The organism is Halorubrum sp. SS7 (assembly GCF_005435055.1).
Lineage (GTDB): Archaea > Halobacteriota > Halobacteria > Halobacteriales > Haloferacaceae > Halorubrum > Halorubrum salinarum.
Genome location: NZ_SGXV01000001.1, coordinates 163,502 through 188,661, shown reverse-complemented (window position 1 = coordinate 188,661; position 25,160 = coordinate 163,502). Strand labels below are relative to the sequence as shown.

Below are 25,160 nucleotides of genomic sequence, written 5' to 3'. Positions count from 1 at the left end.
GATCTCTTACGACAGTTGCGCGGCGATGTCGGCCTCGGTGATGATCCCGACTGTCTCGCCGCCGTCGGTGACCATCACGGCCTTGTAGTGGTCGAGGAGGTTCCGGACCTCGTCGACGGTCGCCGACGGCGCGACCGTCGGGAACGACTCGCTCATCACCTCGCTGACGGGGTGATCGCCGACGTTCTCGCCGGCGTGGACCACGTCGCCCTGACTGATCGACCCGACGGGCACGCCGTTCTGGAGGACGGGGAGCTGCGAGTACGCCTCCGCCTCCATCAGCTCGACCGCCCCGCTCACCGCGTCGTCCGGCGCGACGCTGATCACCGTCTCGTTCATCAGGTCGGCCGCGCGGACGACCTCGCCTTCCGCCTCCTGGAGGGCGTTGACGATCCGGCGCAGCGTCGAGAGCCGCGGGTCGACGTCGCCGCCTTCGATCCGCGCGATGAGGGGCTGGGAGACGTCCGCGGCGTCGGCGAGCTCGCTCTGGGTCAGCTCCAGCGCGGTCCGGCGCTCGCGGAGGTCTTGGGGCGTCGGCAGTTCCATACCGCTGAATTACCTGAGGTTATTAGAAAAGCTTTCGGCACCGACCGATCTCGCGCACTCGCGTCTACCGCTCCGGCGCCTCCTCGTCCTCGTCCGCCTCCGTCTCGAAGACGTCGATGACTTCGAGGGGCACGTCGCGGAGCGCGCCGCCGACCTCGCTTTTCGCGATCCGCTCGGCGTGCTCCTCGCTGTCGGCGTTGAAGATGTCGATCTCCAAGAGGAGTCCCACAAGGGCCGTGTTGGCCGCGAGGAACGCGGCGTCGAACGGCTCGCCGCAGGCCGGACAGCCGGTGACGCCGGGCTCGACCTCGACGTACTGCTTGTCCGTCTCGTTGAGTCGCTTGCCGGCTTCGCTGACCGCGACGCCGATGGCGTCGTCGGTCTCCTCGACGTCACGGACCAACCAGGCGGCCTCCATCGCGACTTCGTAGTTGCTCATACTCGGCCGGAGGAGCCGCAGGGTTTCTTGTCTTGTGGTTCGCCCGCGGTCGACGCGACCGCGGAAGCCGGGCCGATCGGCGGCGAAACGCGCCTTACACGCGGTCGACGACCGCCGCGGTGACCTCGTCGGTCGTCGCCGACCCGCCGAGGTCGCCGGTGCGGGGACCGTCGGAGAGGACGCCCTCCACCGCGTCGCGCACCCGCTGGCCCTCCTCGACGTGCCCGAGGTACTCCAGGAGCATGGCTGCCGAGAGGATGGCCGCCGTGGGGTTCGCGACCCCTTCGCCGGCGATGTCGGGCGCGGTCCCGTGGACCGGCTCGAACAGCGCGTTGTCGTGGCCGACGTTCGCCGAGGGGAGCAGGCCGAGCCCGCCGACGAGGCCCGCGGCCAGGTCGGAGAGCACGTCGCCCGCGAGGTTCGGGCAGACGATCACGCCGTACTGGCTCGGGTCGAGCGGGAGCTTCGTCGCGAACGCGTCCATCAGCTCCTCGTCCGCGTCGACGCCGCGCTCGGCGGCCACGTCGAGCACTTCCTCGCGGAACCGGCCGTCCGTCTCGCGCATCACGTTCGCCTTGTGCGCGACCGTGAACCCCTCGTCGGGGTCGCCCGCGGGGCCGCGCCCGTCGCGGACGAACTCGCAGGCGTACTCCGCTAGCTCGCGCGAGGCCGACGACGTGACGACCCGCGTCAGCGTCGAGAGGTCGTCCGAGAGGCGGTCCTCGTGGCCCGAGTACACGCCCTCGGTGTTCTCGCGGAGGAACACCACGTCCGTCTCCGGGCGGAGCGCGTCGACGCCCGGGAACGCCTTCGCGGGCCGGACGTTGACGAACGAGTCGACCGCCTCGCGCAGCGGGAGGATGACGTCGGCGGCCGTCTCGCCGGCCGCGCCGAACAGCGTCGCGTCCGCGTCGGCGACGCGCTCGTACGTCTCGGCGGGGAGCGCCTCGCCGGTCGCATCCTTCGTCGCGTCGCCCGCGTCGGCGGCGACGAACTCGAACTCGACGTCGATCGACTCCAGCACCTCGACGGCGGCCGGCACGACCTCGCGGCCGATGCCGTCGCCCTCGATGACGACGATCTCGTCGGGCATCCGGTCAGTCGTCCCCCTCGACGTACGGCAGGTCGGCGACCGTCTCGTCGACCTTGCTCCGGTTCGAGTACATCAGCGCGGTCGTGTCCCAGATCCCCTCGACCAAGGCCTCGCGCATCGCGTCGTCGACGTCGACGTCGATGACGGTGTCGCCGTAGGTGACGGTCTCGTTCTCGACGTCCACGTCGATGTTGCCGTCGGGGTTCGCCTCGATCCACTCCTGCAGTTCGACGACCGTCTCGTGGTCCGTCGTGACCGCCGGGATGCCCAGCGACTTGCAGTTGTCGCGGAAGATCTCGGCGTAGGACTCGCCGACGACGCCGTCGATCCCCCACCGCATCATCGCCTGCGGCGCGTGTTCCCGGGAGGAGCCGCAGCCGAAGTTGGAGTTGACGACCGCGATCGACGCCCCCTCGAAGCGGTTGAGCGGGTGGTCGTTGAACTCGCCGTCGTCGTCCCGCCGGGCGTCGTAGAAGAGGTAGTCCGCCATGTTGTCGAACGTGACCTCCTTCATGAACTTTGCCGGCAGGATCTGGTCGGTGTCGACGTCGTCGCCGGGGATCGGGACCCCCGTGCCGGACACCTCGGTGATGTGCTGGTCGTCCGCGTCGTTCGCGCTCATCAGTCGGCCACCTCCTCGACGCCGCCGGCGCCGCCCGTCGGCCCGTCGTCGAGGTACTCGCGCGCGTCGGCGACTTCGCCCTCGACGGCCGCGGCCGCGACCATCGCGGGGCTCATCAGGACGGTGCGGCCGTCCTTCGACCCCTGCCGCCCGATGAAGTTCCGGTTCGACGAGGAGGCGCACACCTCGTCGCCCTCCAGGGCGTCGTCGTTCATCGCGAGGCACATCGAACAGCCGGCGCGGCGCCACTGGAAGCCGGCCTCGATGAACGTCTGGTCGATGCCGCGCTCCTCGCACTGCTGGCGGACGGTCTCGGAGCCGGGGACGGCCAGCGCGCGGACGTCCTCGTCGACCGTGTTCCCTTCTAAGATCTTCGCCGCCTCCTCGAAGTCGGAGAGGCGACCGTTGGTACAGGTGCCGAGGAACGCCACGTCGACGTCGTAGCCGAGCATCGACTGGCCGGCCTCGATGTCCATGTGGTCGAGCGCCTTCGCCGCGGCCTCGCGGTCGGTCCGGGCCTCGAAGTCGTCCGGGTGCGGGACCGGCTCCGAGATCTCTATCACCTGTCCGGGGTTGATCCCCCAGGTGACGAGCGGGTCGAGCCCGTCGGCGTCGACGGTGACCACGTCGTCGTACTCGGCGTCGTCGTCGGAGCTGATCGACTCCCAGTACGCCTTGCGCTCCTCGAACGCCTCGCCGTCGGGGACGTACTCACGGCCCTTCAGGTACTCGTAGGTGGTCTCGTCCGGGTTGATGTAGCCGGCGCGGGCGCCGCCCTCGATGGACATGTTACACACCGCGAGCCGGCCCTCCATGTCGAGCGCCTCGATGGCGGGGCCGCCGTACTCGTACACGTGCCCGACGCCGCCGTCGACGCCGAGGTCCTGGATCACTTTCAGGATCACGTCCTTCGCGTAGACGCCCTCGCCGAGCTCGCCCTCGACGTTGACCCGACGGATCTTCTGTTTGTCCGCGGCGATACAGCCGGTGGCGAGCACGTCGCGGATCTGGCTCGTCCCGATGCCGACGCCGATGGAGCCGAACGCACCGTGGGTCGCGGTGTGGCTGTCGCCGCAGGCGACGGTCATCCCGGGCTGGGAGAGTCCCAGCTCCGGGGCGACGACGTGGGTGATCCCCTGCTTGCCGGACTCGAAGCCGAAGAACGTGATCCCGCTGTCGCTCACGTTGCGTTCGAGCGCGGAGAGCATCTCCTCGGCCTGGTCGTCGGCGAGGGGACGCTCGCGCTTGTCGGCCTCGGTGGGCGCGATGTGGTCCGTCGTCGCGAACGTCCGGTCGGGGTACGCAACGTCGAGCTCGCGCTCGCGCAGCATGCCGAACGCCTGCGGGCTCGTCACCTCGTGGACGAGGTGGAGCCCGATGAACAGCTGGTCCTGCCCGTTCGGGAGCTCGGTGACCTTGTGTCGGTCCCACACCTTGTCGTACAGCGTCCCCTCGCTCATCAGGCGGTCACCTCTGCCGACTCCTCCTCGTCCTCGTCGGCCGACTCCTCCCACGCGAACAGACCGCGCAGCTCGTCGCCGACGGCCTCGATGTCGTGGTTCTTCTCCGCGTTCCGGAGCTGCGTGTAGGAGGGCCGCCCGGCCTGGTTCTCCGCGATCCACTCGCGGGCGAACTGCCCGTTCTGGACCTTCTCTAAGACCTCCTCCATGTTCTCGCGGGCGTGCTCGTCGACGACCACGTCGCCCTGCGTGAGCCCGCCGTACTCGGCCGTGTCGGAGACGGAGTCCCACATCTCGCCGAGCCCGCCCTCGTACATCAGGTCGACGATGAGCTTCAGCTCGTTGAGGCACTCGAAGTACGCCATCTCGGGGGAGTAGCCCGCGTCGACGAGCGTCTCGTACCCCTGCTTGACGAGCGACGTGACGCCGCCGCAGAGGACGGCCTGCTCGCCGAACAGGTCGGTCTCGGTCTCCTCGCGGAACGTCGTCTCGACGACGCCGGCGCGCGTACAGCCGATGGCGGCCGCGTACGCGAGCCCCTCGTCGCGGGCGTCGCCGGTCGCGTCCTGATACACCGCGAGCAGGCCGGGCGTCCCCTGGTCGTTCTCGTAGTTCCGGCGGACGAGGTGGCCCGGCGACTTGGGCGCGACCATCGTCACGTCCACGTCCTCCGGCGGCTGGATCTGGTTGTAGTGTATGTTGAACCCGTGCGCGAACTGCAGCGTGTCGCCCGCGTCGAGGTTCGGTTCGATCGCGTTCTCGTACACGTCCGGCTGGACGGTGTCGGGGACGAGGACGCTCACCACGTCGGCCTCGGCGGCCGCGTCGGCGGGCGTCTCGACGCGGAGCCCGTCGCTCTCGGCGGCGGCCCGCGAGGAGCTGTCCTCGCGGAGGCCGACGATCACGTCGACCCCGCTGTCGGCGAGGTTCTGCGCGTGGGCGTGGCCCTGCGAGCCGTAGCCGAGGACGGCCACCGTCTTGTGCGCGATGGCCTCCTCGTCCGCGTCGTCGTCGTAGTATACTGTCGAGTCGAACGTCTGCGTGTCGTCTTCGGTCATGTGTATCGTGTTGTGTCCGCGTGGGTCCGCGCGTCAGTCGTCGTGCGTTGTCGGTTCGCCGGCCGTTCCGGGTTTCTCTCCTGGCGCCGTGGGGGTGTCGCCGCGCGCGAGGGCGGTCGGGCCCGTCCGCGCGATCTCGACGATGCCGAACCGGTCGAAGGCGCTTATCGCGCTGTCGATGCTCGCCTTGTCGCCGGTGAGCTCGACCGTGATCGTGTCCGGGCCGGCGTCGACCGTCCGGCCGTCGTACATCTCGGAGACCGCGTGGACCGCGGCGGGGTCGTCGGCCTCGACCTTCAGCAAGACGAGCTCCGAGGTGACCGCGTCGCCCGCGACCTCGCCGACCGAGATGACCGGCTTCAGCTTCGCCATCTGCTTTTCGATCTGGTCGATGCCGGGGTCCGTCTCCTCGACGACCATCGTGATCCGCGAGTGGCCGTCGACCGTCGTCGGCCCGACCGTCAGGCTCTCGATGTTGAACTGGCGCCGGGAGACGAGCCCGGAGACGCGCGCGAGCACGCCGGGCTCGTCCTCCACGAGCGCCGAGATGACGGCGCGCCGCGACTCGTGTTCGGCCTCGACGACCGGGTCGATCCGGATCCCCTCGAGGTTCCGGCGGCCCTCGGGGTGGTCGCGCTCGTCCGGCCCGGGCTGTTCGTCCGGGAGGGGCCTCGAGTCGCCCTCCGGCGCGCCGGCGGACGGGGAATCGCCGCTCATAGCTGGTCCTCCGCGGCCGCGAACTTCCCGTTCGCGCCGCCGCTCGGCACCATCGGCAGGACGTTCTCCTCGGGGTCGACGTGGAAGTCGATCACGGCCGGCCCCTCGTAGTCGAGCGCCTCCTCGACCGCGGGCGCGACCTCGTCGTAGTCGTCGACGCGCAGGCCGAGGGCGCCGAACGCCTCCGCGAGCTTGTCGAACTCGGGCATCCACGTGTAGTCGGACGCCATGTGGCGCCCCTCGTAGAAGGCGTCCTGCCACTGGCGCACCATGCCGATGTACTCGTTGTTCAGCACGGCGATGGTGACGTCTAACTCCTCGCGGACCGCGACCGACAGCTCCTGCATCGTCATCAGGAAGGAGCCGTCGCCGTCGAAACACACCACGTCGCGGTCCTCCTCGCCCATCGTGTCGGCGGCGACGCGCGCGCCGACCGCGGCGGGCACGCCGTACCCCATCGTGCCGAGCCCGTGCGAGGAGACCCACGTGCGGGGCTCCGTGTACGTCCAGAACTGCGAGGCCCACATCTGGTGTTGCCCGACGCCGGTCGTCACGATGGTGTCGTCGTCGGTCGCCTCGTCGAACGCCTCGACGACGAACTGCGGCTTCAGCGGCTCGTCGTCCGGCGTCGCGTACGTGAGCGGGTACGTCTCCTTCCACTCCTCGCAGCGCTCGCGCCACGCGGCGGCGTCGGGCGCCTCGCGGACCGCCGCCGTCAACTGGTCCAACACGCGCCCGGCGTCGCCGATCAGCGGGTAGTCGGCGTGGACGTTCTTGCTGATCTCCGCGGGGTCGATGTCGACGTGGATGACCTCGGCCTCGGGCGCGAACGTGTCGATGCCGCCCGTGAGGCGGTCGTCGAACCGCGTGCCGACCGCGATCAGGCAGTCGGTGTGGGTGATCGCGAGGTTCGCGTAGCCGGTGCCGTGCATCCCCGCCCACGAGAGGCAGAGGTCGTCGTCCTCGGGGAACGAGCCGATGCCGGGCATCGTCGTGGTCACGGGGATGCCGTAGCTCCGGGCGAAGGTCCGCGCCTCGTCGCTCGCGTCGCCCTTGATGACGCCCCCGCCGAACAGGCAGATGGGGCGTTCGGCGGCCTCGATGGCGCGCGCGGCCTCCTCGACCGCGTCGGCGTCGGCGTTCGGGTCGGGATCGGTGCCGGCCGGCGGCGTCGCCGGCCCGGGCGTCCGGTCCGTCTCGTCCTGCGTCACGTCCTTTGGGAGGTCGACGAGGGTCGGCCCCGGGCGTCCGGCCCGCGACAGTTCGAACGCCTCGCCGACGGTGTCGCCGACGGTGTCCGCGCCGCCCGCGAAGTAGTTGTGCTTCGTGATGGGGCGGGTGACCCCGACCGTGTCCGTCTCCTGGAACGCGTCGTTCCCGACGAACTCCGTCGGGACCTGGCCGGTCAGCGCGACCATCGCGTCGGAGTCCATGTCGGCGTCGGCGATGCCGGTGACGAGGTTCGTCGCGCCCGGGCCGGACGTGGCCATACAGAGGCCCGGCTCGCCGGCGACGACGCCGTACGCGTCGGCGGCGTGGGCCGCGCCCTGCTCGTGGGCCATCGTCACGTGCCGGATCGACGAGTCGTACAGGGCGTCGTAGACGGGCATGATCGCGCCGCCCTGAACGCCGAAGGCGGTCTTCGCGCCCGCGGCCTCGAGGGCGGCGACGACCGACTCGGCGCCGGTCGAGACGGCGCCCGCGGCCGGTCCGTCGTCCGGGTCGGTCGGTTCCTCGGTCGCGCCGTCGTCCGACTCGTCGGCGTCGGATCGCGGCTGTGCTGCTGTGTCGCTCATTGTCGTGGTGGTGTGCGGTGTGGCATCTGGCGGGTTGTCGTGTCGGTCGCTGCGAACGCGGGGCGGCCGGGGGCGGCCTCGACCCGTCGAGCGCGGCACTCCGGGGCTCGGGAACGGTCCGGCCGCCGGCGTTCGGCGGTGCGTCGCGTCGGTGAGGAAGGGGTAGTGTAGGGGGTCAGACCCCTACGATGATCGGCGCGACGGCTCCCGGGACGCTCGCGTGCGCCGCGGCCGTGGAACGCCGTCGCATCTCGCCCGAGGCAACGCGGCCGGGGTATAAATTCCTGTCGGGGGACGCGGCGCCGGGCGGCGCACGGCCCCTCGGTCGGGTGCTCCCGCGACCGCCCTCGCGGTCGCTCGGGGGGCGCTCCGGTCGGGGCGGGGTCCATCAGACCCGGACCTCCTCCTCGCGCGTGACGCCCGCCTCCTCGGCGAACCGCTCGACGTCGCCGGCGGTCACCTGCCGCTTGCCGGCGCCGTACTCCTTGACCCGCTTGGTTATCTTCCGGACCTCGCTGTCCGTGGGGTCGAAGCCGGCCTCAACCAAGTGCTTGCGCACGCTGTGCGTGCCGGTGTGTTTGCCCAGCACGAACTCGCGCTCCGCGCCCACCATCTCCGGGGTCATCACGCCGGTCTCGAACGTGTCGGCGTTCTCGATGACGCCCGCGGCGTGGATGCCGGACTCGTGGGCGAACGCGTTCCGCCCGGTGATCGGCTTGTTCGCCGGCACCGGGATGTCCGAGGCCTCCTCGACGATCCGGGCCAGCTTGGTGATCTGGGTCGTGTCGATGCCGGTGTCGACGCCGTACACCGACTCGACGGCCATGACGACCTCCTCGTAGGCGGCGTTGCCGGCGCGCTCGCCGATCCCGTTGACCGACACCTGCGCCTGCTCCGCGCCGTTCTCGAAGCCCGTGACCGCGTTCGCGGCGGCCATGCCGAAGTCGTCGTGCGTGTGGACGTCGACGCGCGCGTCGGTCGCCTCCACGACGGCGTTGACCGTCTCGCCGAAGCTGGTCGGCATCCCCACGCCGCAGGTGTCGGGGATGTTGATCCAGTCGGTGCCGGCATCGGAGACGGCCTCGACGATGTCGATCAGGTACTCCGGGTCCGTCCGGGTGGCGTCCATCGGCGAGAACATGCACTCGACGCCGGCGTCTTTCACCTGCTCGACGGCGTCGACCGCTCGCCCCTTCGCCTCCTCGCGGGTCGCGTGCATCGAGTCCTCCAGCTGGACGTCGCTGGTGGAGACGAACACGTGGACCATCTCGACGCCGGAGTCGATGGCGGCCTCGATGTCGCCCTCGACGACCCGCGCCAGTCCGCAGACAGTGGTGTCCGTCGCGGCGGCGATGTCGCTGACCGCCTCGAACTCCGTGTCCGAGTTGACCGGGAACCCCGCCTCGATGACGTGGGTGTTCATGTCGTCCAGCGTCGCCGCTATGCGGCGTTTCTCATCGTAGCTGAACGACGTACGTGGTGACTGTTCTCCGTCTCGCAGGGTCGTGTCGAAGATCCGTACCGGACCTATGTCGACGTTAGAAGCTATCGTGCCCTGGAAGAACTCGATCCGCCGGGGTGTCCGACGAAGCCTCCGTGATGTCTGTCATCGATTCACGACAAGACGGTCGCGTACTTAACGGTTTGGACGATCGCAAAATCGGAGCGGACCGGCAGTTCGGCGTGACGCGAGGGGAACCGAGAGAACCGCATGACAGCGCCGGTATCAATACACCTTAAGGAGATTATACACACACCGGTGATCGATGACCTATTCCGATCCGGAAGCCGGTTAATAAGCCGAATCGACGTTCGTTTCCTTCGATCCGCGGCCGGCGCGCGGTGGGAACGCGCGGCGCGGCACGCGGTAGCAAGGGGGGCGACGGAAGGCGGCGGGCAGCGCGCGGCGCCGCGTATCGGTGAGCGGCGCCGCGTATCGGCGTGCGCCGCCCGCCGGTGCCCGTCGGGGATCGCTGCGGTCCGCCCTCACCGACCGAGCGCCGCCGTCACCTCGCGCCGGAGCGCGACCAGGTCGGGGTCCGCCCGGTCGCGGGGGCGGTCGATGTCCACGTCGACGACCGACTCGACCGTGCCGGGCTGACCGCCGAGGACGGCGACGCGGTCCGCGAGGTAGACGGCCTCCTCGACGTCGTGGGTGACGAGGACGACGGTCGTCCCCCGCTCCGCCCACACGTCGAGCAGGTGGTCCTGCTGGTCGGCCTTCGTCAGCCGGTCGAGCGCCGAGAACGGCTCGTCGAGCAGCAGCACGGACGGGTCGTAGGCGAGGCCCCGGGCGAGCGCGACGCGCTGGGCCATGCCGCCGGAGAGTTCGCCCGGGCGGCTCTCGGCGAACCCGTCGAGCCCGACCGTCTCGATCAGGTCGTCGACGCGCCCGCGGGCCGCCTCGGTGTCGGGGTCCACGTCCGCCGGGAGCCCGACCGCGACGTTCTCGCGCACATCCGCCCAGTCGAGCAGTCGGGGCTCCTGGAACACCATCCCAACGGCGTCGCTGCCGCCGTCGCGCACGTCCGTCCCGTCGACCGTGACGCGCCCCTCGAACGCCGGTTCGAGCCCGGAGAGCACGCGGAGCAGCGTCGACTTGCCGCAGCCCGACGGGCCGACGACGGCGACGAACTCCCCGTCCGCGACCGCGAGGTCGACCCCGTCGAGCGCGACGGTGTCGTCGTACCGCTTGCGGAGACCGTCGACCGCGAGGACGGGGTCCGCGTCCGAGGGCGCGGCGTCGGCGGTCGGCGCCGCGGCGTCGGCGTCAGCGTCCGACGACACGGTCTCTCACCTCCCTCACCGCGAGGTCCGAGCAGTTGCCGAGGAACGCGAAGAGCAGGATCGACCCGACGATGATGTCGGGCCGCGCGAGGGTCCGCCCGTCGCTCAGCAGGAACCCGATCCCCTGGCTCGCCGCGATCAGTTCGGCGGCGACCACGAACATCCACGCCAGCCCGACGCCGCCGCGGATCCCGACGAGCAGGTCCGGGAGCGCGGCCGGGAACACGACCCGCCGCAGCGACTCGACGCGGCCGAGGTCGTACACCTCGGCGACCTCCAGCAGCTCCTCGTCGACCGCGGCGATGCCGGTCGAGAGGTTGAGGTACACCGGGAAGAACGCGCCGACGGCGATGAGCAGCACCTTCGCGGTCTCGCCGATGCCGAACCAGAGGAGGAACAGCGGCACCCACGCCAGCGACGGGATGTTCTTCAGGCTCTGTAACAGCGGGTCGAGCAGGTCGCTCGCGGTCCGCGAGAGCCCGGTCGCGGTCCCGAACAGAATTCCGACGGCGATCCCGAGGCCCGCGCCGAGGACGACGCGCTGAACGGTGATCGCGACGTGACCCCACAGCTCGCCCGAGGCAGCCATCCCCCAGAGCGTCTCCGCCACCCGCAGCGGCGCCGGCAGCTGGTGGGCCGCGAAGACCCCGGTCGCGACCGCGACGTGCCAGACGACGACGAGCGCGGCGGGAACGAGCAGCCCGAGCAGCGGCCGGAGCCGGCCCGCGGCGGGGAGCGGGACCGGTCCGAGACCGCGCGACTCGGCGCTCCGGGCCGACCCGTCCCCGTCCGATCCGCGGCGGGCCTCGGACTCGTGACGGGTGTCCGCGGCCATCTCAGACGACCTCGGTCGCGAACTCGGAGTCGATCAGCTCGTCGACGGTGCCGGCGGGGTCGGCGTCGTCGGTCACGAGCCCCTCGCGTTCGAGGATCGGCGAGAGGTCCGAGAGCAGTTCGCGGTGCGGCTCGCCCGGGACGGGCTCGGAGAGGTCGGTCCGCCGGGTGAACACGCGCTCCGCGACCGGCGCCGACATCTCGGAGGCGTCCGCGAGGATCCCCGCGGTCGCCTCGGGGTTCTCGATCGCCCACTCGCGGCCGCGCTCGTAGGCCTCAAGGACGCGGCGCGCCTGCTCCGTGCGGTCCGCGAGGAACCCGTCGAGGAAGTTCAGGAAGCCGTAGGTGTTGTACCGCGGCTCGCGGAAGAACAGCTCGGCCCCGTCGTGTTCGAGCTCGAGCTCGGCCATGTGCGGGTCGAGCCCGGCCCACGCGTCCACGTCGCCACGGACCAGCGCGGACTGCCCCTCCGGGTGCTGGAGGTTGACGACCTCGACGTCGTCCTCGCTCAGCCCGGCGTCGCCGAGCGCCTGCAGCAGGAAGAAGTACGGGTCAGTCCCGCGGGTCGCGGCGACCCGCTTCCCCTCCAGGTCCGCGACCGACTCGATGCCGGTCTCCTGGAAGGTGACGAGCGCCGTCCACTCGGGCTCCGAGTAGACGTACGGCGTCGTGATCGGCACGCCGTTCGTGCGCGCCATCAGCGCCGCGATGCCGGCGGTCGAGGAGACGTCGGCCTCGCCGCTCTGCGCGTACTCGTTCGCCTGGTTGCTGCCGAGGCTCAACACCCACTCGACGTCGGTGCCGGTGTCCGCGAACGCCGCCTCGAGCCAGCCCTTCTCGCGCAGCACGAGGCTGACCGGATTGTAGTACGCGTAGTCGACCGTCACCGTCCCCGAGCCGCTCCCGCCCCCGACGCAGCCGGCGACGAGCGAGCCGCCGATCGCCGCGCCGGTACCGCGCAAGAACTGTCTTCGCTCCATCGTGACTCCTCGTACCGGTGCCACTCATAAACCGATATGGCTATTGAGAATATTCGGCTACGGCTATGATGCTCACGAGTTATTTATTTTCACCAGTGGCGACGGTTCACACGCGAACAGAACGCGGCGTCGACCGCGCTGTCGCCCGGACGCGCGGTTCGCTCGCGGTCGCCCGCACGGTCGAAGGCGTTCGGCTCGCGTTCGGGGTACCGGATCATGTTGCGGACTCCTCGCGGCGTCCGGTCTCGGCCGCGAGGGGCACTGACTGAGGAAGAAGAGTTCCTCCGCGATTACATCCCCATGTCGGCGGCGGCGTCCGGAACCGGGAGATCCGGGACGGCGACGCCGAGGAGTTCGGCGGCGTGGTCGAGCGCCATGTCGAACCCGTAGTACCGCTCCAGTTCGTCGCCGTCGGGGCCGGGCCGGACCTTCAGCATGGCGTACCCCTCGACGTTCTGCGCGACGGTCGCCTCGCGGCCGTCCCGCGAGAAAGTGAGCCGTCGTTCGCCGTCCGTCTCCTCGTACCGCGCCTCGATCCCGTTCGCCGACGCGGCCTCCGTGTCGGTCATACCCGCAATACGGGCCGGACCCTGTCGAACCTGTCGGTCGTTACCGGGGGTCCCACCCGTGGAACTCGGTCCCGGGCTCCAGTTCGAGGTCGAACGCGTCGATCATCCCGCCGAGCGCGTCGTACCCCCGCGCGGTCGCGGCGATGCCGACGATCGCCACGTCGTCGTACAGCGCCGCGACCTCGTCGTGCGCGACCGCGTCGACCTCGCCGCGGACGACAGCGAGGGCGTACTCGATCAGGGTCGTCTCGTCGTCGCCGAAGGGGCCGGTGTCCCCGCGCCCGAGCGCCGCGATCTCGTCGTCGCCGATCCCCACCCCGCGGGCGATGTTGACGTGCTGGTGCCACTCGTAGCGGTTGCCGACCTCGCTTGCGACCGCCAGGATGACGAGCTCGCGCTCCCGCTCAGTGAGCCCGCTGTCGGTCCACAGCGACCCGAGGAACGACCGCAGCCCCGCCAACACCTCGGGGTTGTTGCCGACCGACTGGTACACGTGGAGCGGTTTCCCCTGAAGCGACGACTCCAGGAGGTCCTCGTACTCGTCCGGCACGTCCGACGCCTCGACGTAGGGAACTCGGGCCATGCCGGGCGGTCGCGCCGGCGGGGCATAGGTGTACGCGCCTCGGTATCGTTCGCCGCGAACGGCGGCGGATCGGGTCCGTCGCCGTCCGCCGACCGCTCTCGGGGCGGGCGGCGGCGATCCGCGATGGCAAGGTTAAGGGACGCCACGCACCAACTGGCGGCAATGAGTACCGAGGTGACCCGCCGCCGGGCGTGGGTGATGGCCGCCCGGCCCCAGACGCTCCCGGCCGCGGCCGCGCCGGTGATCGTCGGCGTCGGGCTGGCGCTCGCCGACGGGGTGTTCGCCCCGTTGCCCGCGCTGGCGGCGCTCGTCGGCGCGGCGCTGATCCAGGTCGGGACGAACTTCGCGAACGACTACTACGACGCGATCCAGGGCGCCGACACCGACGACCGCGAGGGGTTCACCCGCGTCGTCGCCAGCGGCCTCATCGAGCCGGCCGAGGTGAAGCGGGCGATGTGGCTCACCTTCGCGGCCGCCATCGGCGTCGGCACCTACCTCGTCGCCGTCGGCGGCGTCCCGATACTCGTGATCGGACTCGCCTCCGTCGCGGCCGGCATCGCCTACACCGGCGGGCCGTACCCGCTCGGCTACCACGGGCTCGGCGACCTCTTCGTGTTCGTCTTCTTCGGCGTGATCGCGGTGACGGGGACGTACTACGTCCAGGCGGCCGCGCTCCTCGCCGGGTGGTTCCCGGTCGGGGTGCCCGGTGAGACCGTCACCGTCGGGGCCGCGGTCGCGAGCCTCCCGATCGCCGCGCTGTCGACGAACATCCTCGTCGTCAACAACCTCCGCGACCGCGAGGAGGACGCCTCGACCGGCAAGCGCACGCTCGCGGTCCGCTTCGGCTACCGGTTCGCCCGCGGCGAGTACCTCGCGATGCTCGCCCTCGCGTACCTCGCCCCGCTGTGGTTCGTCGCGCGCGGGGAGGGCCTCGCGACGCTGCTCCCGCTCGTCACGCTCCCGCTGGCGGCGACCGTCGCGCGGACCGTGCTGACCGAGACCTCCGGCGAGGCGCTCAACCCAGCGCTCGAATCGACCGGCAAACTGCTCGCCGCGTACGCCGTCGCGTTCGCGGTCGGACTGGCGGTGTGACCGACGACGACCCGCGCGGCGAGGGGCCGGCCCGGACCGTTCGACACCGGCCGTTCGCGCTCGACCTGACCCGTCCGCTCGGCACCGCACGCGGGGAGATCAGCCGCCGGGAGGGGTTCGTGGTCACCGTTGAACGAGAGACGGGCGGGGACGGCGCGGTCGGTCTCGGCGAGGCGACGCCGCTCCCGGGGTGGACGGAGTCGCGGGAGGCCTGCGAGACCGCGCTCGACGGCCTCGGCGACCGGGGCGAAGTCGAGTCGCCCGCGGAGGCGCCGGACGCGGCGTCGACGCCGGCCGCGCGCCACGGCGTCTCGCTCGCGGTCGCCGACGCCGCGGCCCGCGAGCGCGGACGGCCCCTCGCGGCTCACCTCGCGGACGCGGCCGGCGTCGGCGCCGCCCCCGCAGACGCGGTCCCGGTCAACGCGACCGTCGGGGACGGCTCTCCGGCGGAGACCGCCGCCGACGCGAGGCGCGCGGTCGAGGGGGGGTTCGACTGCCTGAAGGTGAAGGTCGGCGCCCGCGACGTCGACGCCGACGTCGAGCGCGTCCGCGCCGTCCGGGAGGCCGTCGGCGACGCGGTCGCGCTCCGCGCCGACGCGAACGGCGCGTGGGACCGCGAGACGGCGTCCCGCGCGCTGGACGTGCTGGCCCCCTTCGACCTCGCGTACGTCGAACAGCCGCTCCCGGCGGACGACCTCGACGGGCTGGCGGCGCTTCGTCGGGGCGACCCGGCCGACGGCGGCGAGAGCGACGACGGAGGCAAGGGCGACGACGGCGGCGACGGAGTCCCGATCGCCGCCGACGAGTCGGTCGCGGCTCGCGGGATCGACGCGGTGCTCGACGCGGGCGCGGCCGACGCGGTCGTGCTCAAGCCGATGGCGCTCGGCGGGCCGGACCGCGCGCTCGCGGCCGCGCTTCGGGCGCGGGAGTCCGGCGTCGACCCGGTCGTCACCACCACGATCGACGCGGTGGTCGCGCGGACGGCCGCCGTCCACGTCGCGGCCGCGGTCCCCGACGTGTCGCCCTGCGGCCTCGCGACCGCGTCGCTGCTCGACGACGACCTGGCGCCGGACCCCTGCCCGGTCGAGGGCGGCCGGATCGCGGTCCCGACCGGTCCCGGCCTCGCCGGGGGCGCGTTCGACGACCTGCGGCGGTAGCGGGGCGGGGGCCGACCCGTCGCTCGCCGCAGGGGGACGGACTTTTCACCGCGACCGGCGAACGGAGGGGTATGAGCGAGTGGACCGACGCCATCGTCGGCGAGCGGATGACCGTCGACAACCAGTTCAACGAGCGCGTCGCGGCGTCGCGCTTCTCCAGCCAGGAGTGGGGACTGATCATGACGGCCACCGAGTTCGAGATCGAGAACGCCGACGACCCGGAGGCCGCCCGCGTCGTCGCGGACACGTCGAGCCTGCCCGCGATCATGCCCGAACTGGAGAACCTCCGGTCGCAGATGGCGGGGATGGGCGGCGCCCCCGGCGGCGACTCGGGCGGCTCCGGCGGCGGCGTCGTCGACTCGATAAAGGGCGCGCTCGGACTCGGCGGTGGCGGCGGCGGTGGGCCGTCCGACGAGGAACTGGAGGCCGCCGAGCGGCTCGTCCAGGAGTACGCCGACGAGCTACAGGCGCACTTAGAGGAGGTCGGGAAGTGGGAACAGGTCCGGGTCGCGTATCAGGAGTAGCGGGGCGGCCCGGGAGGCAGGGCCGACGCCGGGCTTACTTCAGGTCGCTGCCGCGGAACAGCGTCAGCTCCTCCGCCTCGTAGATGTTGATCAGTTCGCTCACGATCTCGTCGTACTCCTCGTCGTCGACCCGGAGCGCGTCGAGCCGCTCGACCGTCTCCTCGTCGAGGTGGATCTGGGGCATACGCGGCGGTTGGTCGGCGAGGGAATAAAAAATGTCGACGGGCGTGATCCCTGACGGCGTCGCCGAGGCGGACTCGGTTCGCGGCGCTCGGCGCAGCGTCAGTCGCGTCACTCGGACTCGCTGCGGAGTTCGGTCGGGTCGCCGGCGCCGGACTCGTCGGTCGCGAGCGCCTTCCGAGCCGATGCTTCGACGTCCTCGACGGTAAGATCGACGGTCGGAGGCACGAACTGACCGTTGAGGAACAGCGTGGTGTCGGGCTCGGTCGACCAGTCTGCCACCACTTCCGAGGAGAGAATCGGCTGCTCCGTCGGGTCGCGTCCCACGAGCCGTGTCTTCTCGTCGAAACAGTCGTAGACGATCTGATACTCCGCCCCGAGCCACGAAGCCGGGGAAAGCACCGTTCGCCAAATGACTCGGTGTTGCGACTCCGAGACGGACTCGACGGAGATGAGCCTCGGCGTCGGAGGATTCGGAGGCATCACGTTGGTGGAGCAGTTCCCCGCGAAGCGGACCGGGGGGTGACTGGGAAGCCGTAGCGTCGCGAGGGCCGTGTCGAGCGGGAGGCCTTCGGCGGCGAGCAGTTCGATCGCGGTTCGAAGCTGGTCTGCCGGGAGGTGACCGTCGATCACCGCGGCCCCGGTGCCGCCGCGGCGGACCGTGTTGACGGCGACGGCGGGACGTGAACTTCCCTCGAAGACGCTGACGGCCGGAGCCGATCGGCCGTCGGCCGCCGGGTAACGAGGGAGGTCGTCCGCGACCGGCAGGCCTCCGCGAACCGGGAGATCGGAGTACAACAGGTCGATCGACGGGTCAGACAGCGCGTCCGCGACGGAGTCCGCGGTCGGGGTTCCGAGAACCGAGAGCGACCCGACGCCGGCCGGCGTCGACGGGCTCGTGAGCGCCTCGCGCAGTCGCCGGGCTCGCTCATCGGACCGGATGAGGAGGGTGACGTTCGCGTCTCCGGCGTCCGGGGGCGTCCGCCGAAGTTCGTGTTCGTACGCCGCCGGGAGCGCCGCGGCGGTCCACTCCGGTATCGGATCCAGGGCGGGAACCGAGTCGCCCTCGCGGGAGGAGAGCGATCGGCTGCCGGTCGGCCGGTCCGCCGTCGTGACTCCGACCGGATCCCCCGAGCGAACCCCCTCGGCGGAGCCACGGACTCGAATCGGCGCGAGGACGTGCGCGAGGTGCGGCAGGAGCTCGGCCCCTTCGGGGCCGGGACGGAGTACCGCTTCCGTCGCCCACTCGGGAGCGTACGGTTCGACGGTTTCCGCGTCGACTTCCAGGAACTCCATCAGCCGTTCGCTCAGCGAGAGATCGTCCAGGTTCGGCGGGTAAAACGGCAGTTGCGGGCCGACTAGGTCGTACTCCACCCTGTCGGAGATCGTGTAGCCGTCGGTCCGCACGAGCGTGTCGAGGAAGAACCACGTGCGAAGCAGGTCCGTTGCCCGCTCTTCGAGCCGGTGGCCGTCGGTGGGAAGCCGCTCTGTGTACCCGTTTTCGAGCCGGACGGCCGGCGCCTCGCCGATCGTCATCCGGGCCCCGAGGTAGTAGGCGAGCGTCGAGAGGCGGTACACGTCGGCGTACGTCGGTCGGACGACTACCTCGACGCCCGTGTCCGGGACGGTCAGCGGGCTCGGGATTTCGAGCGACTCCCCTCGGCGGATGCGGGGCGGGTATCCGCGAAGCGTCGGCCAGGACCGCTCCGCCGAAAACTCTCTGATGGACGATCCCAGCACCGACACCGCCTCCGCGAGGGCTTCCGGGTCGTCCGGGACGGTGATCGTCGCCTCCGGACGGGTATGGAGCGAGCGGGCGCCGAGGGAGACGGTCGCGGGACGGTCCAGCGATATCTCGACCGATTCCGGTCCCTCGACTCCGCTGACCGACAGCTCCGCGTCTTCGACCCTGAGAGTCGACTTCACTGCGCCCGTGGTCTCGACACAGTACGATCCCCGCGGGAATTCCGTCGGGTCGTTCGGGCGCCCGATGAACTCGCCCTCGGCGTCGCGCACGACGATCGACGTGTAGGCCGGGACGACGAGCGACGTCGCCTCGAAGCTGACGGCGTTGTCGACCGGAGAGGGGAACAGCGCCGGGAGCGCCGGCGAGAGCTCCGGTTCGCGGTCAACGCGGAACTCCATCTGCTCGCCCTCGATCACGTCGCGGACCGTGAGCGTCGTCCCGTTGACCTCGAACCCGATACGCTCGTCCGAAACCCCGTCTTTCACGAGTTTATTCTGGTTCGCCAACACGTATGAGCGTGTCGATAATCTCCGGGTTCCGGGATTCTGAAACGTGTTCTGAGATTTTACGCACCCCCACTAATTTCGTCCTGACAACAATGTTAACACGGCTCCGCGCGGAACGAGGGGCATGAACGATGCCGGGTCGGAGCCGATCGAACGGGCCCTCGCGGCGGCGTTTCCGGACCGGGCCGTAGACCGGTTGACTGGCGTCGGCCCCTCGTGGAACGGCGCCAACGAGACGGTCGGCGTCGTCTTCGCCGACGGTGGCCGGGCGTTCCTCAAGGTCGCGCTGGCCGACGAGAGCCGCCGGATCGCCCGGGAGCGCGCCGTGCTCCGGTACGTCGTGGAACACGGGCCCCTCTCGGTCCCCGAGGTATTGGGGGCCGAGCCCGACGGCGACCCGGCGTACCTCGCGACGGCGCCGGCGCCCGGCCGAGGGCTGTTGGACGCCTACGAGGCGGCGAGCGACGACGAGCGCGAGCGACTGCTCCGCCGCGTCGGGGCCGCGCTCGCCGCGCTCCACGCCGACCGGTTCCCGGACCACGGGGAGATAGTCGGGGCAGGCACGGAGCGCGGGAGCGCGGCGGAGCGCACGGCGACCGCGGAGAAAGGAACGTCCCCGGGACCCGACGGGCCAACCGGACTCTCCATAGAGTTCGCGCCGTGGTCCGACGTGCTGCTCGCGACGATCGAGCGGACCCGAGAGATCGGCACCTCCGAGCGGCTCGCGGGCCACTACGACGCGGTGATCGACTGCGTCCGCGCGAACCGGGGGACGCTCGACGAGGCGCCGGCCGCGCTGCTCCACGGCGACGTCACGAAGCCGAACCTCTTCGTCGACGCCGACGCGGTGGCGGCGATCGACTGGGAGCTGTCCCACGTCGGCGACCCGGCGCGGGACCTCGTCCGCGCGGAGGACCAACTGCTCAACGGCTTCGACTCGACCGGCCCAGAGCGGTTCGCCGCCGCCCTCCGCGAGGGGTACCGCGAGCGGGCCGGGGGGCTCCCGGCGGGGTTCGAGCGGCGCCGCCCCGTCTACGAGGTCGTCAGGATGCTCGGACGGTCGGGGTTCGTCGACCAGTGGGCGACGTACCTCGACGAGCCGGTCGACGCCCTGATCGAACGCGCGGACGCCGAGTTACGGGCGCGGCTCGACGCCGTCTGACCGCGGCGGAGAGTCGGCCGCCCGCCTCAGCGGTTCCACGCCGCGTCGTCCGGGTCGATCTGTCGCTGGCCCGGGTCGAGCGCGTCGATGGCGTCGAGGTCGGACTCGGGCAGGTCGATGTCGAGCGCGCGCAGGTTCTCGCGGACGTGGTCGCCGCGCGCCTTCGGGATCGGGGCGACGCCGCGGTCGAGCGCCCACGCGAGCGCGACGACCGCGGGCGAGAGATCGTTCCGCTCCGCGATCGCGGCGACCTCCGGGTCGTCGAGGATCTCGCCCCGGCCGAGCGGGGAGTAGCCGACGAGGCGGTGGTCGCCCTCGGCGGCGAGCGCGCGCAGTTCCGGCTGGCGGAACCGCGGGTGGCACTCGACCTGGTGGGCCGCGATCGGCGCGTCGAGGATCTCGCGCGCCTCGCGCAGCAGGTCGGGGGTGAAGTTCGAGACGCCGACGTGGTCGGTCACGCCCGCGTCGCGGAGGTCGTCGAACGCCGGCAGCGTCGCCTCCGGGTCGTACGCCCGGATCGGCCAGTGGACGTACAGGAGGTCGACGCGGTCGAGGCCGAGGCGGTCGAGGCTCTCGCGCGCCGTCTCCCGCACGTCGTCGGGCGCGAGGTTCTCGGGGTGGACCTTCGTGGCGACGACCACGTCGTCGCGGTCGACGTCGCTCGCGGCGATCCCCTCACCGACCGCGGCCTCGTTGTCGTACATCTGCGCGGTGTCGACGTGGCGGTAGCCGGCGTCCAGCGCCGCGGCGACGGTGTCGGTACAGGTCTCGGGGTCGTCGAGCCCGGACGTTCCGAGCCCGATCGACAGGTCGAGCGGTGGCACGCGAGACGGTTCCGGCCGCTGAGTGAAAAAGGCGCGCGAGCCGGCACGCCGCGATCCGACGCCCCCGCGCCGGCGCCGCCGCGTCCCGCGCCCCGTCCCGCACGCTTAATCCGTCGCGTCCGTAGGGTGGCCTGAGATGGCGACCGGTCCCGCGCTCCCCTCGACCCCCGAGCCGCTCCGGCTCGGCGCGTTCGCCGACCCGATCCTCGTCGACCCCGGCCCGCGGCTGCTCCGCGCCGTCGTCGCGGGGTACCGCGAGGCCGCGCCGACGCTCGTCGACCCGAGCGTCGCGGATCTGTCGGGCGGCGCGGGCGACGCGGACGCGGACGGCCCCGATCCGTCGGGGCTCCCGACGCTGAGGGTGCTCGCGGGCGAGAGCGCGGTCGACGACGCGACGGCGGGGTTCCGGTCGGCGAGTCGGCTCGCGGCGCTCGTCGACGCCGACGCCGTCGCCCTCCGCGTCCTCGACGCGCCGCAGCCGAACCCGGTGCTGGCGGGCGAGGAGACCGGGTTCGCCCTGATCGGGAGCGAGGACGACGGGGCGACGGCGGAGACGACCCGGTGGCACCGCGTCGGCGACGACGCCTCGCTCCGCGAGCGGTACGGGGCGGCGTTCGGAGACGCCGAGGCGTACGGGCTCCGAACGCCGAGCAGACGACGGGTCTACGAGGGGGTCGCCGCGCGGTGCGACGAGTCGGTCGCGGCGGCGGTGCTCCGCGCGCTCGACGTGACGGACGACGCGGGCGACACGGTGGACGACGCGGGCGACGCGCCGGAAGGTTCGGGCGACGCGAGCGCGGACGGTCCCGACCCGGAAGCGGCCCGAGTCCGCGCCTACGCGGTCGGGGCCCGCGAGGGCGTCCTCGACCGCGCCCTCCGGCGGGCCTGCGAGGACGCGGGGCTCGGGAGCCCCTCGACGTTCACGCGGATAAAACGGCTCCTGCTGGCGGCCGACCTGATCGAGACGGTCGCCGAGCCGCAGCCGGTCGGGCGACCGCGGGAGCGGCTGGCGCCCCGCGGCGCGCTCGCCGCGGCCGAGACCCCCGAAGAGACGGTCGCGGCGGTCCGCGACGTGACGGAATAAGAGCGGTGCGGAGCGGCGAGGCCGCGGGATCGATCGCGGCTCGTCAGTCGTCGGTCGTCTTGATGTCCGCGGAGAGCCCCTGCGCCATCTCGATCTCCTTCGAGTTGTTCAGGGTCCACGCGGTGCGGTCGGTGACGGCCTCGATGGCCTCGCGGGCGGAGGGGTAGCCGTTACCGGACTTCTTCACGCCGCCGAAGGGGAGCTGGACCTCGGCGCCGATGCACGGGAGGTTCCCGTACGCCAGCCCCAGCTCGGCGCGGTCGCGGTAGTAGTTGATCTGCCGGTAGTCCTCGGAGATGATCGCGCCGGCCAGCCCGTAGTCCACGTCGTTCTGGATCTCCACGGCGCGCTCGATGCCGCCCTCGTACTCCAGCAGGGCGACGTGGGGGCCGAACACCTCCTCGTGGGTACACCGCAGGTCGGCGTCGGGGTCCGCCTCGTAGACGAACGGACCGATCCAGTTGCCGTCCGCGTGGCCGTCGGGGATCTCGTCGGCGTCGAGTTCCGTCCGGTCGACGAGGACGTTCACGTCCTCCTCGCGGGCGAGCTCGTTGTACTCGGTGACCTTCTCCAAGTGCTCCGGCTCGATCAGCGGCCCCATGAACGTGTCCTCGTCGAGGGGGTCGCCGACCGCGACCGACTCCGCGACCTCGACGAACCGCTCTTTGAACTCGTCGTACACGTCGGTGTGGACGATCAGGCGCTCGGAGGAGACGCAGCGCTGGCCGGTCGTCTTGAACGAGGACATCACCGCGGAGTGGACCGCGACGTCGAGGTCCGCCTCCTCGGTGACCACGATGGCGTTCTTGCCGCCCATCTCGCAGGCCGCGCGCTTGCCGGCGACGCCGCCGAGCTTGTCCTGGATGTGGTGGCCGACCTCCGCGGAGCCGGTGAAGAGCACGGTCGAGACGTCGTCGTGCTCGACGATCGCGTTGCCGGCGTCGCCGAACCCTTGGACCATGTTGAACACGCCGTCCGGGATCCCGGCGTCGTCGAACATCTCCGCGATGATCTGCGCGCACCACGGGGTCTGTTCGGCGGGCTTGAAGACGACGGTGTTCCCCTCGACCAGCGCGATGGCCATGTGCCAGTACGGGATCGCGACCGGGAAGTTCCACGGCGTGATACAGCCGGTGACGCCGCGGGGCTTCCGGCGCATGTACGCGTCCTTCGACGGGATCTCCGAGGGGACGATGTCGCCCTTCGGGTGCCGGGCGTCGCCCGCGGCCCACTCGACCATGTGCGCGGCCTCGACCACGTCGGCTTTCCCCTCGCTGATCTCCTTGCCGCACTCCTTCGAGACCACCGCTCCGAGCTCGTCCGTCCGGTCGCGGAGCTCGTGGTACACGTCCCAGAGGTACTCCGCGCGCTGGATCCGCGAGAGCTCGCGCCACTCCTCGAACGCCGCGTCCGCGGCGTCGACCGCGCGCTCCACGTCGTCGGGGGTTCCGCGTCGGAACTCGCCGAGGGACTCGCCCGTCGCGGGGTTCGCGCTCTCGAAGGTCTCGGACCCGTCGCCGTCGACCCACTCGCCGTCGATGTAGTGCTGGTAGGGCTGCGCCATGTGTGGCGGTTACCGTCGGCACGTCCAAATAACCCACCCTACCATGGGCGGCAGGGTCTTCGTGGTGCGGTACCTACTGTGTCGGATAATGGCGACGACCGACGCGGAGGGGCGGGAGGACTGGAGCGGGACCAGGCTGACGCTCGACCTGTGGCACCCGAACTGCTGGGCCATCGAGGCGACGGGCAGGACGGAGGGCGGCGTGCTCGCGCACGCCATCTACAACTCGCCGCGGACCGACGCGGCCGCGCCCAACTCGGTGAACGGGCTGTTCACCGCCTTCGCGGACACCACGGACGAGGTCGAGGCGCTCCTCGACGCGATCCGCGACTCCGACCGCGCCGGCAACCTCCTGGAGCTCCAAGAGCGGTTCGGACGCGCGCGGGACGCCCCGGGCAACGTCGTCCGCGAGTTCTTCCTGGAGTACGACCCCGCCGATATGGTGTGTCCGACGCTGCTCGAACACGGCTTCGTCCACAGCGCGCCGGTCCGGATCGAGGACGGGCGGGAGGAGTGGCAGGTGTGCTTCGTCGGCGAGCGGACGGACATCCGCGAGTCGCTCGACGCGGTTCAGGCGGCGTCCGGCGCCGAGGTGACGGTGGAGTCGATGTCGTCGACCGGGCACGCCGGGCGGACCCCCCGCGAGCAGCGGCTCGACACGCTGACGCCGACGCAGCGAGCGGTGTACGAACACGCGCGCGAGGCCGGCTACTACGAGTGGCCCCGCGAGGCGTCGACCCGGGAGCTCGCCGACGACATGGACGTCTCGAAGACGACGCTGCTCGAACACCTGCGGAAGGCGGAGTCGAAGCTCCTGGACCCGTGACCTCGGCCCCGTGTCAGCGGCCGACGACCGCTCGCAGCGCGAACAGCGCGTTCGACTTACGCTCCCGGACGCGCCGGTAGAAGTACGAGAACCACTTGCTGCCGTACGGGATGTACTGGTACACGGTCACCCCGTCGGCCGCGAGGTCGAACTGCGCCGACTCGCGGACGCCGGTCAGCATCTGGACCTCGTATGGGGTCCCGTGTTCGGCGTGGAGCTCCGCCGCGTGCTCGATCATCGCCGGGTCGTGGCTCCCGACCGCGACCCCGTCGTCGAACGCCTCGAACATGTACGCGAGGCAGTCGCGGTACGACTCGTCGACGCGCGCCTTCTTCTTGTAGGAGATGTCGGCGGGCTCGTCGTAGGCGCCCTTGACCAGCCGGACCTTGCCCGGCAGCTCCGCGAGCCGTTCGAGGTCCTCCCGGGTCCGCTTCAGGTTCGCCTGGACGCAGACGCCGACGTTGCCGTCGGTCTCGCGCGCGTGTCGCTCGAAGGCGTCGAGCGTCACGTCTGTGGTCTCGTGGTCCTCCATGTCGATCCAGACGAACGTCCCCGTCCCGTCCCCCTCGGCCCCGGCTCCCTCGTTGGCCGCCGCGACGATCCGCGCGAGGTTCTCGCGGAAGACGTCGTCGCCGACGTCGAGGCCGATCTGACTCGACTTCACCGAGACGCAGGCGTCGACGTCGCGGTCCGCGATCGATCCGACGAGGTCGACGTAGGCGTCCGCGTCCTCGTCGGCGGGCGGCCGCTCCTCGTAGTGCTCGCCGAGCAGGTTCAGGATGCCGGCCACGCCGCGGTCGTTCAGCCCCTCGACGTGGGCGAGCGCCGCCTCGGGCGTCTCCCCGGCGACGAAATTGCTCGCGATGGGCGGTAGCATGTGTACACTGCGAGCCCGGGCCGGTATATACTGCCACCCGACCAATTCTTACGAATACATGTCATTTGTATAAATCTGCGACGGTGCCCGTACGTACGAATTCGCCGGGCCGAACCGCTCGTCCCGACCATGG

General features: G+C 71.2%; 26 protein-coding genes. 6 read left to right on the top strand and 20 right to left on the bottom strand.

Going from position 1 to position 25,160, the window contains the following annotated elements; all coding sequences use genetic code 11:
* Window positions 1-6: 6 nt before the first annotated feature.
* The 15 genes from EXE44_RS00980 to EXE44_RS00915 form a co-directional block, all read right to left on the bottom strand.
* On the bottom strand, window positions 7-546 hold the full coding sequence (locus EXE44_RS00980; RefSeq protein WP_006628588.1) for a CBS domain-containing protein: 540 nt from the start codon (window positions 544-546) through the stop codon (window positions 7-9).
* 64 nt (window positions 547-610) lie between these two features.
* Window positions 611-985 carry a DUF555 domain-containing protein gene (locus EXE44_RS00975; protein WP_121598975.1) on the bottom strand — a complete coding sequence of 125 codons (375 nt, stop codon included), beginning with the start codon at window positions 983-985 and terminating at the stop codon, window positions 611-613.
* A 94-nt stretch (window positions 986-1,079) separates the two neighbouring features.
* The gene (locus EXE44_RS00970) at window positions 1,080-2,078 is read right to left on the bottom strand and encodes an isocitrate/isopropylmalate family dehydrogenase (protein WP_137715574.1); all 999 of its coding nucleotides are present in this window, start codon (window positions 2,076-2,078) and stop codon (window positions 1,080-1,082) included.
* Between the two features lie 4 nt (window positions 2,079-2,082).
* Entirely contained in the window at window positions 2,083-2,700 is a 618-nt protein-coding gene (gene leuD / locus EXE44_RS00965) for a 3-isopropylmalate dehydratase small subunit (RefSeq protein WP_137715573.1), read from the bottom strand.
* Window positions 2,700-4,160, bottom strand: a complete 1,461-nt coding sequence (gene leuC, locus EXE44_RS00960) for a 3-isopropylmalate dehydratase large subunit (protein ID WP_137715572.1) — start codon at window positions 4,158-4,160, stop codon at window positions 2,700-2,702. Before leuC ends, leuD begins: the two co-directional genes overlap by 1 nt.
* Window positions 4,160-5,218 carry a ketol-acid reductoisomerase gene (gene ilvC, locus EXE44_RS00955; protein ID WP_137715571.1) on the bottom strand — a complete coding sequence of 353 codons (1,059 nt, stop codon included), beginning with the start codon at window positions 5,216-5,218 and terminating at the stop codon, window positions 4,160-4,162. The genes leuC and ilvC overlap by 1 nt, the downstream gene beginning before the upstream one ends.
* Window positions 5,219-5,251: 33 nt before the next feature.
* Window positions 5,252-5,935, bottom strand: a complete 684-nt coding sequence (gene ilvN, locus EXE44_RS00950) for an acetolactate synthase small subunit (RefSeq protein WP_137715570.1) — start codon at window positions 5,933-5,935, stop codon at window positions 5,252-5,254.
* The gene (gene ilvB / locus EXE44_RS00945) at window positions 5,932-7,731 is read right to left on the bottom strand and encodes a biosynthetic-type acetolactate synthase large subunit (protein WP_137715569.1); all 1,800 of its coding nucleotides are present in this window, start codon (window positions 7,729-7,731) and stop codon (window positions 5,932-5,934) included. Before ilvB ends, ilvN begins: the two co-directional genes overlap by 4 nt.
* Before the next feature lie 388 nt (window positions 7,732-8,119).
* Window positions 8,120-9,280 carry a LeuA family protein gene (locus tag EXE44_RS00940; RefSeq protein ID WP_199241172.1) on the bottom strand — a complete coding sequence of 387 codons (1,161 nt, stop codon included), beginning with the start codon at window positions 9,278-9,280 and terminating at the stop codon, window positions 8,120-8,122.
* A gap of 437 nt (window positions 9,281-9,717) precedes the next feature.
* Window positions 9,718-10,518, bottom strand: a complete 801-nt coding sequence (locus EXE44_RS00935; RefSeq protein ID WP_137715567.1) for an ABC transporter ATP-binding protein — start codon at window positions 10,516-10,518, stop codon at window positions 9,718-9,720.
* A complete protein-coding gene (locus EXE44_RS00930; RefSeq protein ID WP_137715566.1) occupies window positions 10,502-11,353 on the bottom strand; it encodes an ABC transporter permease in 852 nt (283 codons plus the stop codon). The genes EXE44_RS00935 and EXE44_RS00930 overlap by 17 nt, the downstream gene beginning before the upstream one ends.
* Before the next feature lies 1 nt (window position 11,354).
* The gene (locus tag EXE44_RS00925; RefSeq protein ID WP_137715565.1) at window positions 11,355-12,332 is read right to left on the bottom strand and encodes an aliphatic sulfonate ABC transporter substrate-binding protein; all 978 of its coding nucleotides are present in this window, start codon (window positions 12,330-12,332) and stop codon (window positions 11,355-11,357) included.
* 89 nt (window positions 12,333-12,421) lie between these two features.
* Window positions 12,422-12,550: a hypothetical protein gene (locus EXE44_RS21875; RefSeq protein WP_274595364.1), complete on the bottom strand. Its 129-nt coding sequence runs from the start codon at window positions 12,548-12,550 to the stop codon at window positions 12,422-12,424.
* A gap of 72 nt (window positions 12,551-12,622) precedes the next feature.
* Window positions 12,623-12,901 carry a hypothetical protein gene (locus EXE44_RS00920; RefSeq protein WP_121562113.1) on the bottom strand — a complete coding sequence of 93 codons (279 nt, stop codon included), beginning with the start codon at window positions 12,899-12,901 and terminating at the stop codon, window positions 12,623-12,625.
* Between the two features lie 40 nt (window positions 12,902-12,941).
* Window positions 12,942-13,484 (bottom strand): carboxymuconolactone decarboxylase family protein, encoded by a 543-nt coding sequence (locus tag EXE44_RS00915; RefSeq protein WP_137715564.1) that lies wholly within the window; start codon window positions 13,482-13,484, stop codon window positions 12,942-12,944.
* Between the two features lie 162 nt (window positions 13,485-13,646).
* Here EXE44_RS00915 and EXE44_RS00910 point away from each other — a divergent pair, with 162 nt between their 5' ends.
* The 3 genes from EXE44_RS00910 (at window position 13,647) to EXE44_RS00900 (ending at window position 16,257) form a co-directional block, all read left to right on the top strand.
* Window positions 13,647-14,576 carry a 1,4-dihydroxy-2-naphthoate polyprenyltransferase gene (locus EXE44_RS00910; RefSeq protein ID WP_137715563.1) on the top strand — a complete coding sequence of 310 codons (930 nt, stop codon included), beginning with the start codon at window positions 13,647-13,649 and terminating at the stop codon, window positions 14,574-14,576.
* Complete coding sequence (locus EXE44_RS00905) at window positions 14,573-15,733, top strand: mandelate racemase/muconate lactonizing enzyme family protein (RefSeq protein ID WP_137715562.1); 1,161 nt, start codon at window positions 14,573-14,575, stop codon at window positions 15,731-15,733. Before EXE44_RS00910 ends, EXE44_RS00905 begins: the two co-directional genes overlap by 4 nt.
* A 71-nt stretch (window positions 15,734-15,804) precedes the next feature.
* Complete coding sequence (locus EXE44_RS00900) at window positions 15,805-16,257, top strand: DUF5799 family protein (RefSeq protein ID WP_137715561.1); 453 nt, start codon at window positions 15,805-15,807, stop codon at window positions 16,255-16,257.
* 34 nt (window positions 16,258-16,291) lie between these two features.
* On the opposite strand, the gene EXE44_RS20625 is transcribed toward EXE44_RS00900, so the two are convergent.
* Both EXE44_RS20625 and EXE44_RS00895 read right to left on the bottom strand, forming a co-directional pair.
* A complete protein-coding gene (locus EXE44_RS20625; protein WP_167551910.1) occupies window positions 16,292-16,441 on the bottom strand; it encodes a hypothetical protein in 150 nt (49 codons plus the stop codon).
* A gap of 107 nt (window positions 16,442-16,548) precedes the next feature.
* Window positions 16,549-18,669, bottom strand: coding sequence for a hypothetical protein (locus tag EXE44_RS00895; protein WP_137715560.1), 2,121 nt, complete (start codon window positions 18,667-18,669; stop codon window positions 16,549-16,551).
* Between the two features lie 145 nt (window positions 18,670-18,814).
* Here EXE44_RS00895 and EXE44_RS00890 point away from each other — a divergent pair, with 145 nt between their 5' ends.
* Window positions 18,815-19,852, top strand: a complete 1,038-nt coding sequence (locus tag EXE44_RS00890) for a phosphotransferase family protein (RefSeq protein WP_137715559.1) — start codon at window positions 18,815-18,817, stop codon at window positions 19,850-19,852.
* Between the two features lie 26 nt (window positions 19,853-19,878).
* On the opposite strand, the gene EXE44_RS00885 is transcribed toward EXE44_RS00890, so the two are convergent.
* Entirely contained in the window at window positions 19,879-20,676 is a 798-nt protein-coding gene (locus EXE44_RS00885; protein WP_137715558.1) for an aldo/keto reductase, read from the bottom strand.
* Between the two features lie 136 nt (window positions 20,677-20,812).
* Here EXE44_RS00885 and EXE44_RS00880 point away from each other — a divergent pair, with 136 nt between their 5' ends.
* Complete coding sequence (locus tag EXE44_RS00880; protein WP_137715557.1) at window positions 20,813-21,760, top strand: DUF5821 family protein; 948 nt, start codon at window positions 20,813-20,815, stop codon at window positions 21,758-21,760.
* A 43-nt stretch (window positions 21,761-21,803) separates the two neighbouring features.
* Here EXE44_RS00880 and EXE44_RS00875 read toward each other — a convergent pair whose 3' ends face one another.
* Entirely contained in the window at window positions 21,804-23,324 is a 1,521-nt protein-coding gene (locus EXE44_RS00875) for an aldehyde dehydrogenase family protein (protein ID WP_121562104.1), read from the bottom strand.
* 88 nt (window positions 23,325-23,412) lie between these two features.
* Between EXE44_RS00875 and EXE44_RS00870 the strand changes: the two genes are divergently transcribed.
* Window positions 23,413-24,150, top strand: a complete 738-nt coding sequence (locus EXE44_RS00870) for a helix-turn-helix domain-containing protein (RefSeq protein ID WP_137715556.1) — start codon at window positions 23,413-23,415, stop codon at window positions 24,148-24,150.
* A gap of 13 nt (window positions 24,151-24,163) precedes the next feature.
* Here EXE44_RS00870 and EXE44_RS00865 read toward each other — a convergent pair whose 3' ends face one another.
* Window positions 24,164-25,027: a proline dehydrogenase family protein gene (locus EXE44_RS00865; RefSeq protein ID WP_137715555.1), complete on the bottom strand. Its 864-nt coding sequence runs from the start codon at window positions 25,025-25,027 to the stop codon at window positions 24,164-24,166.
* Between the last annotated feature and the right edge of the window lie 133 nt (window positions 25,028-25,160).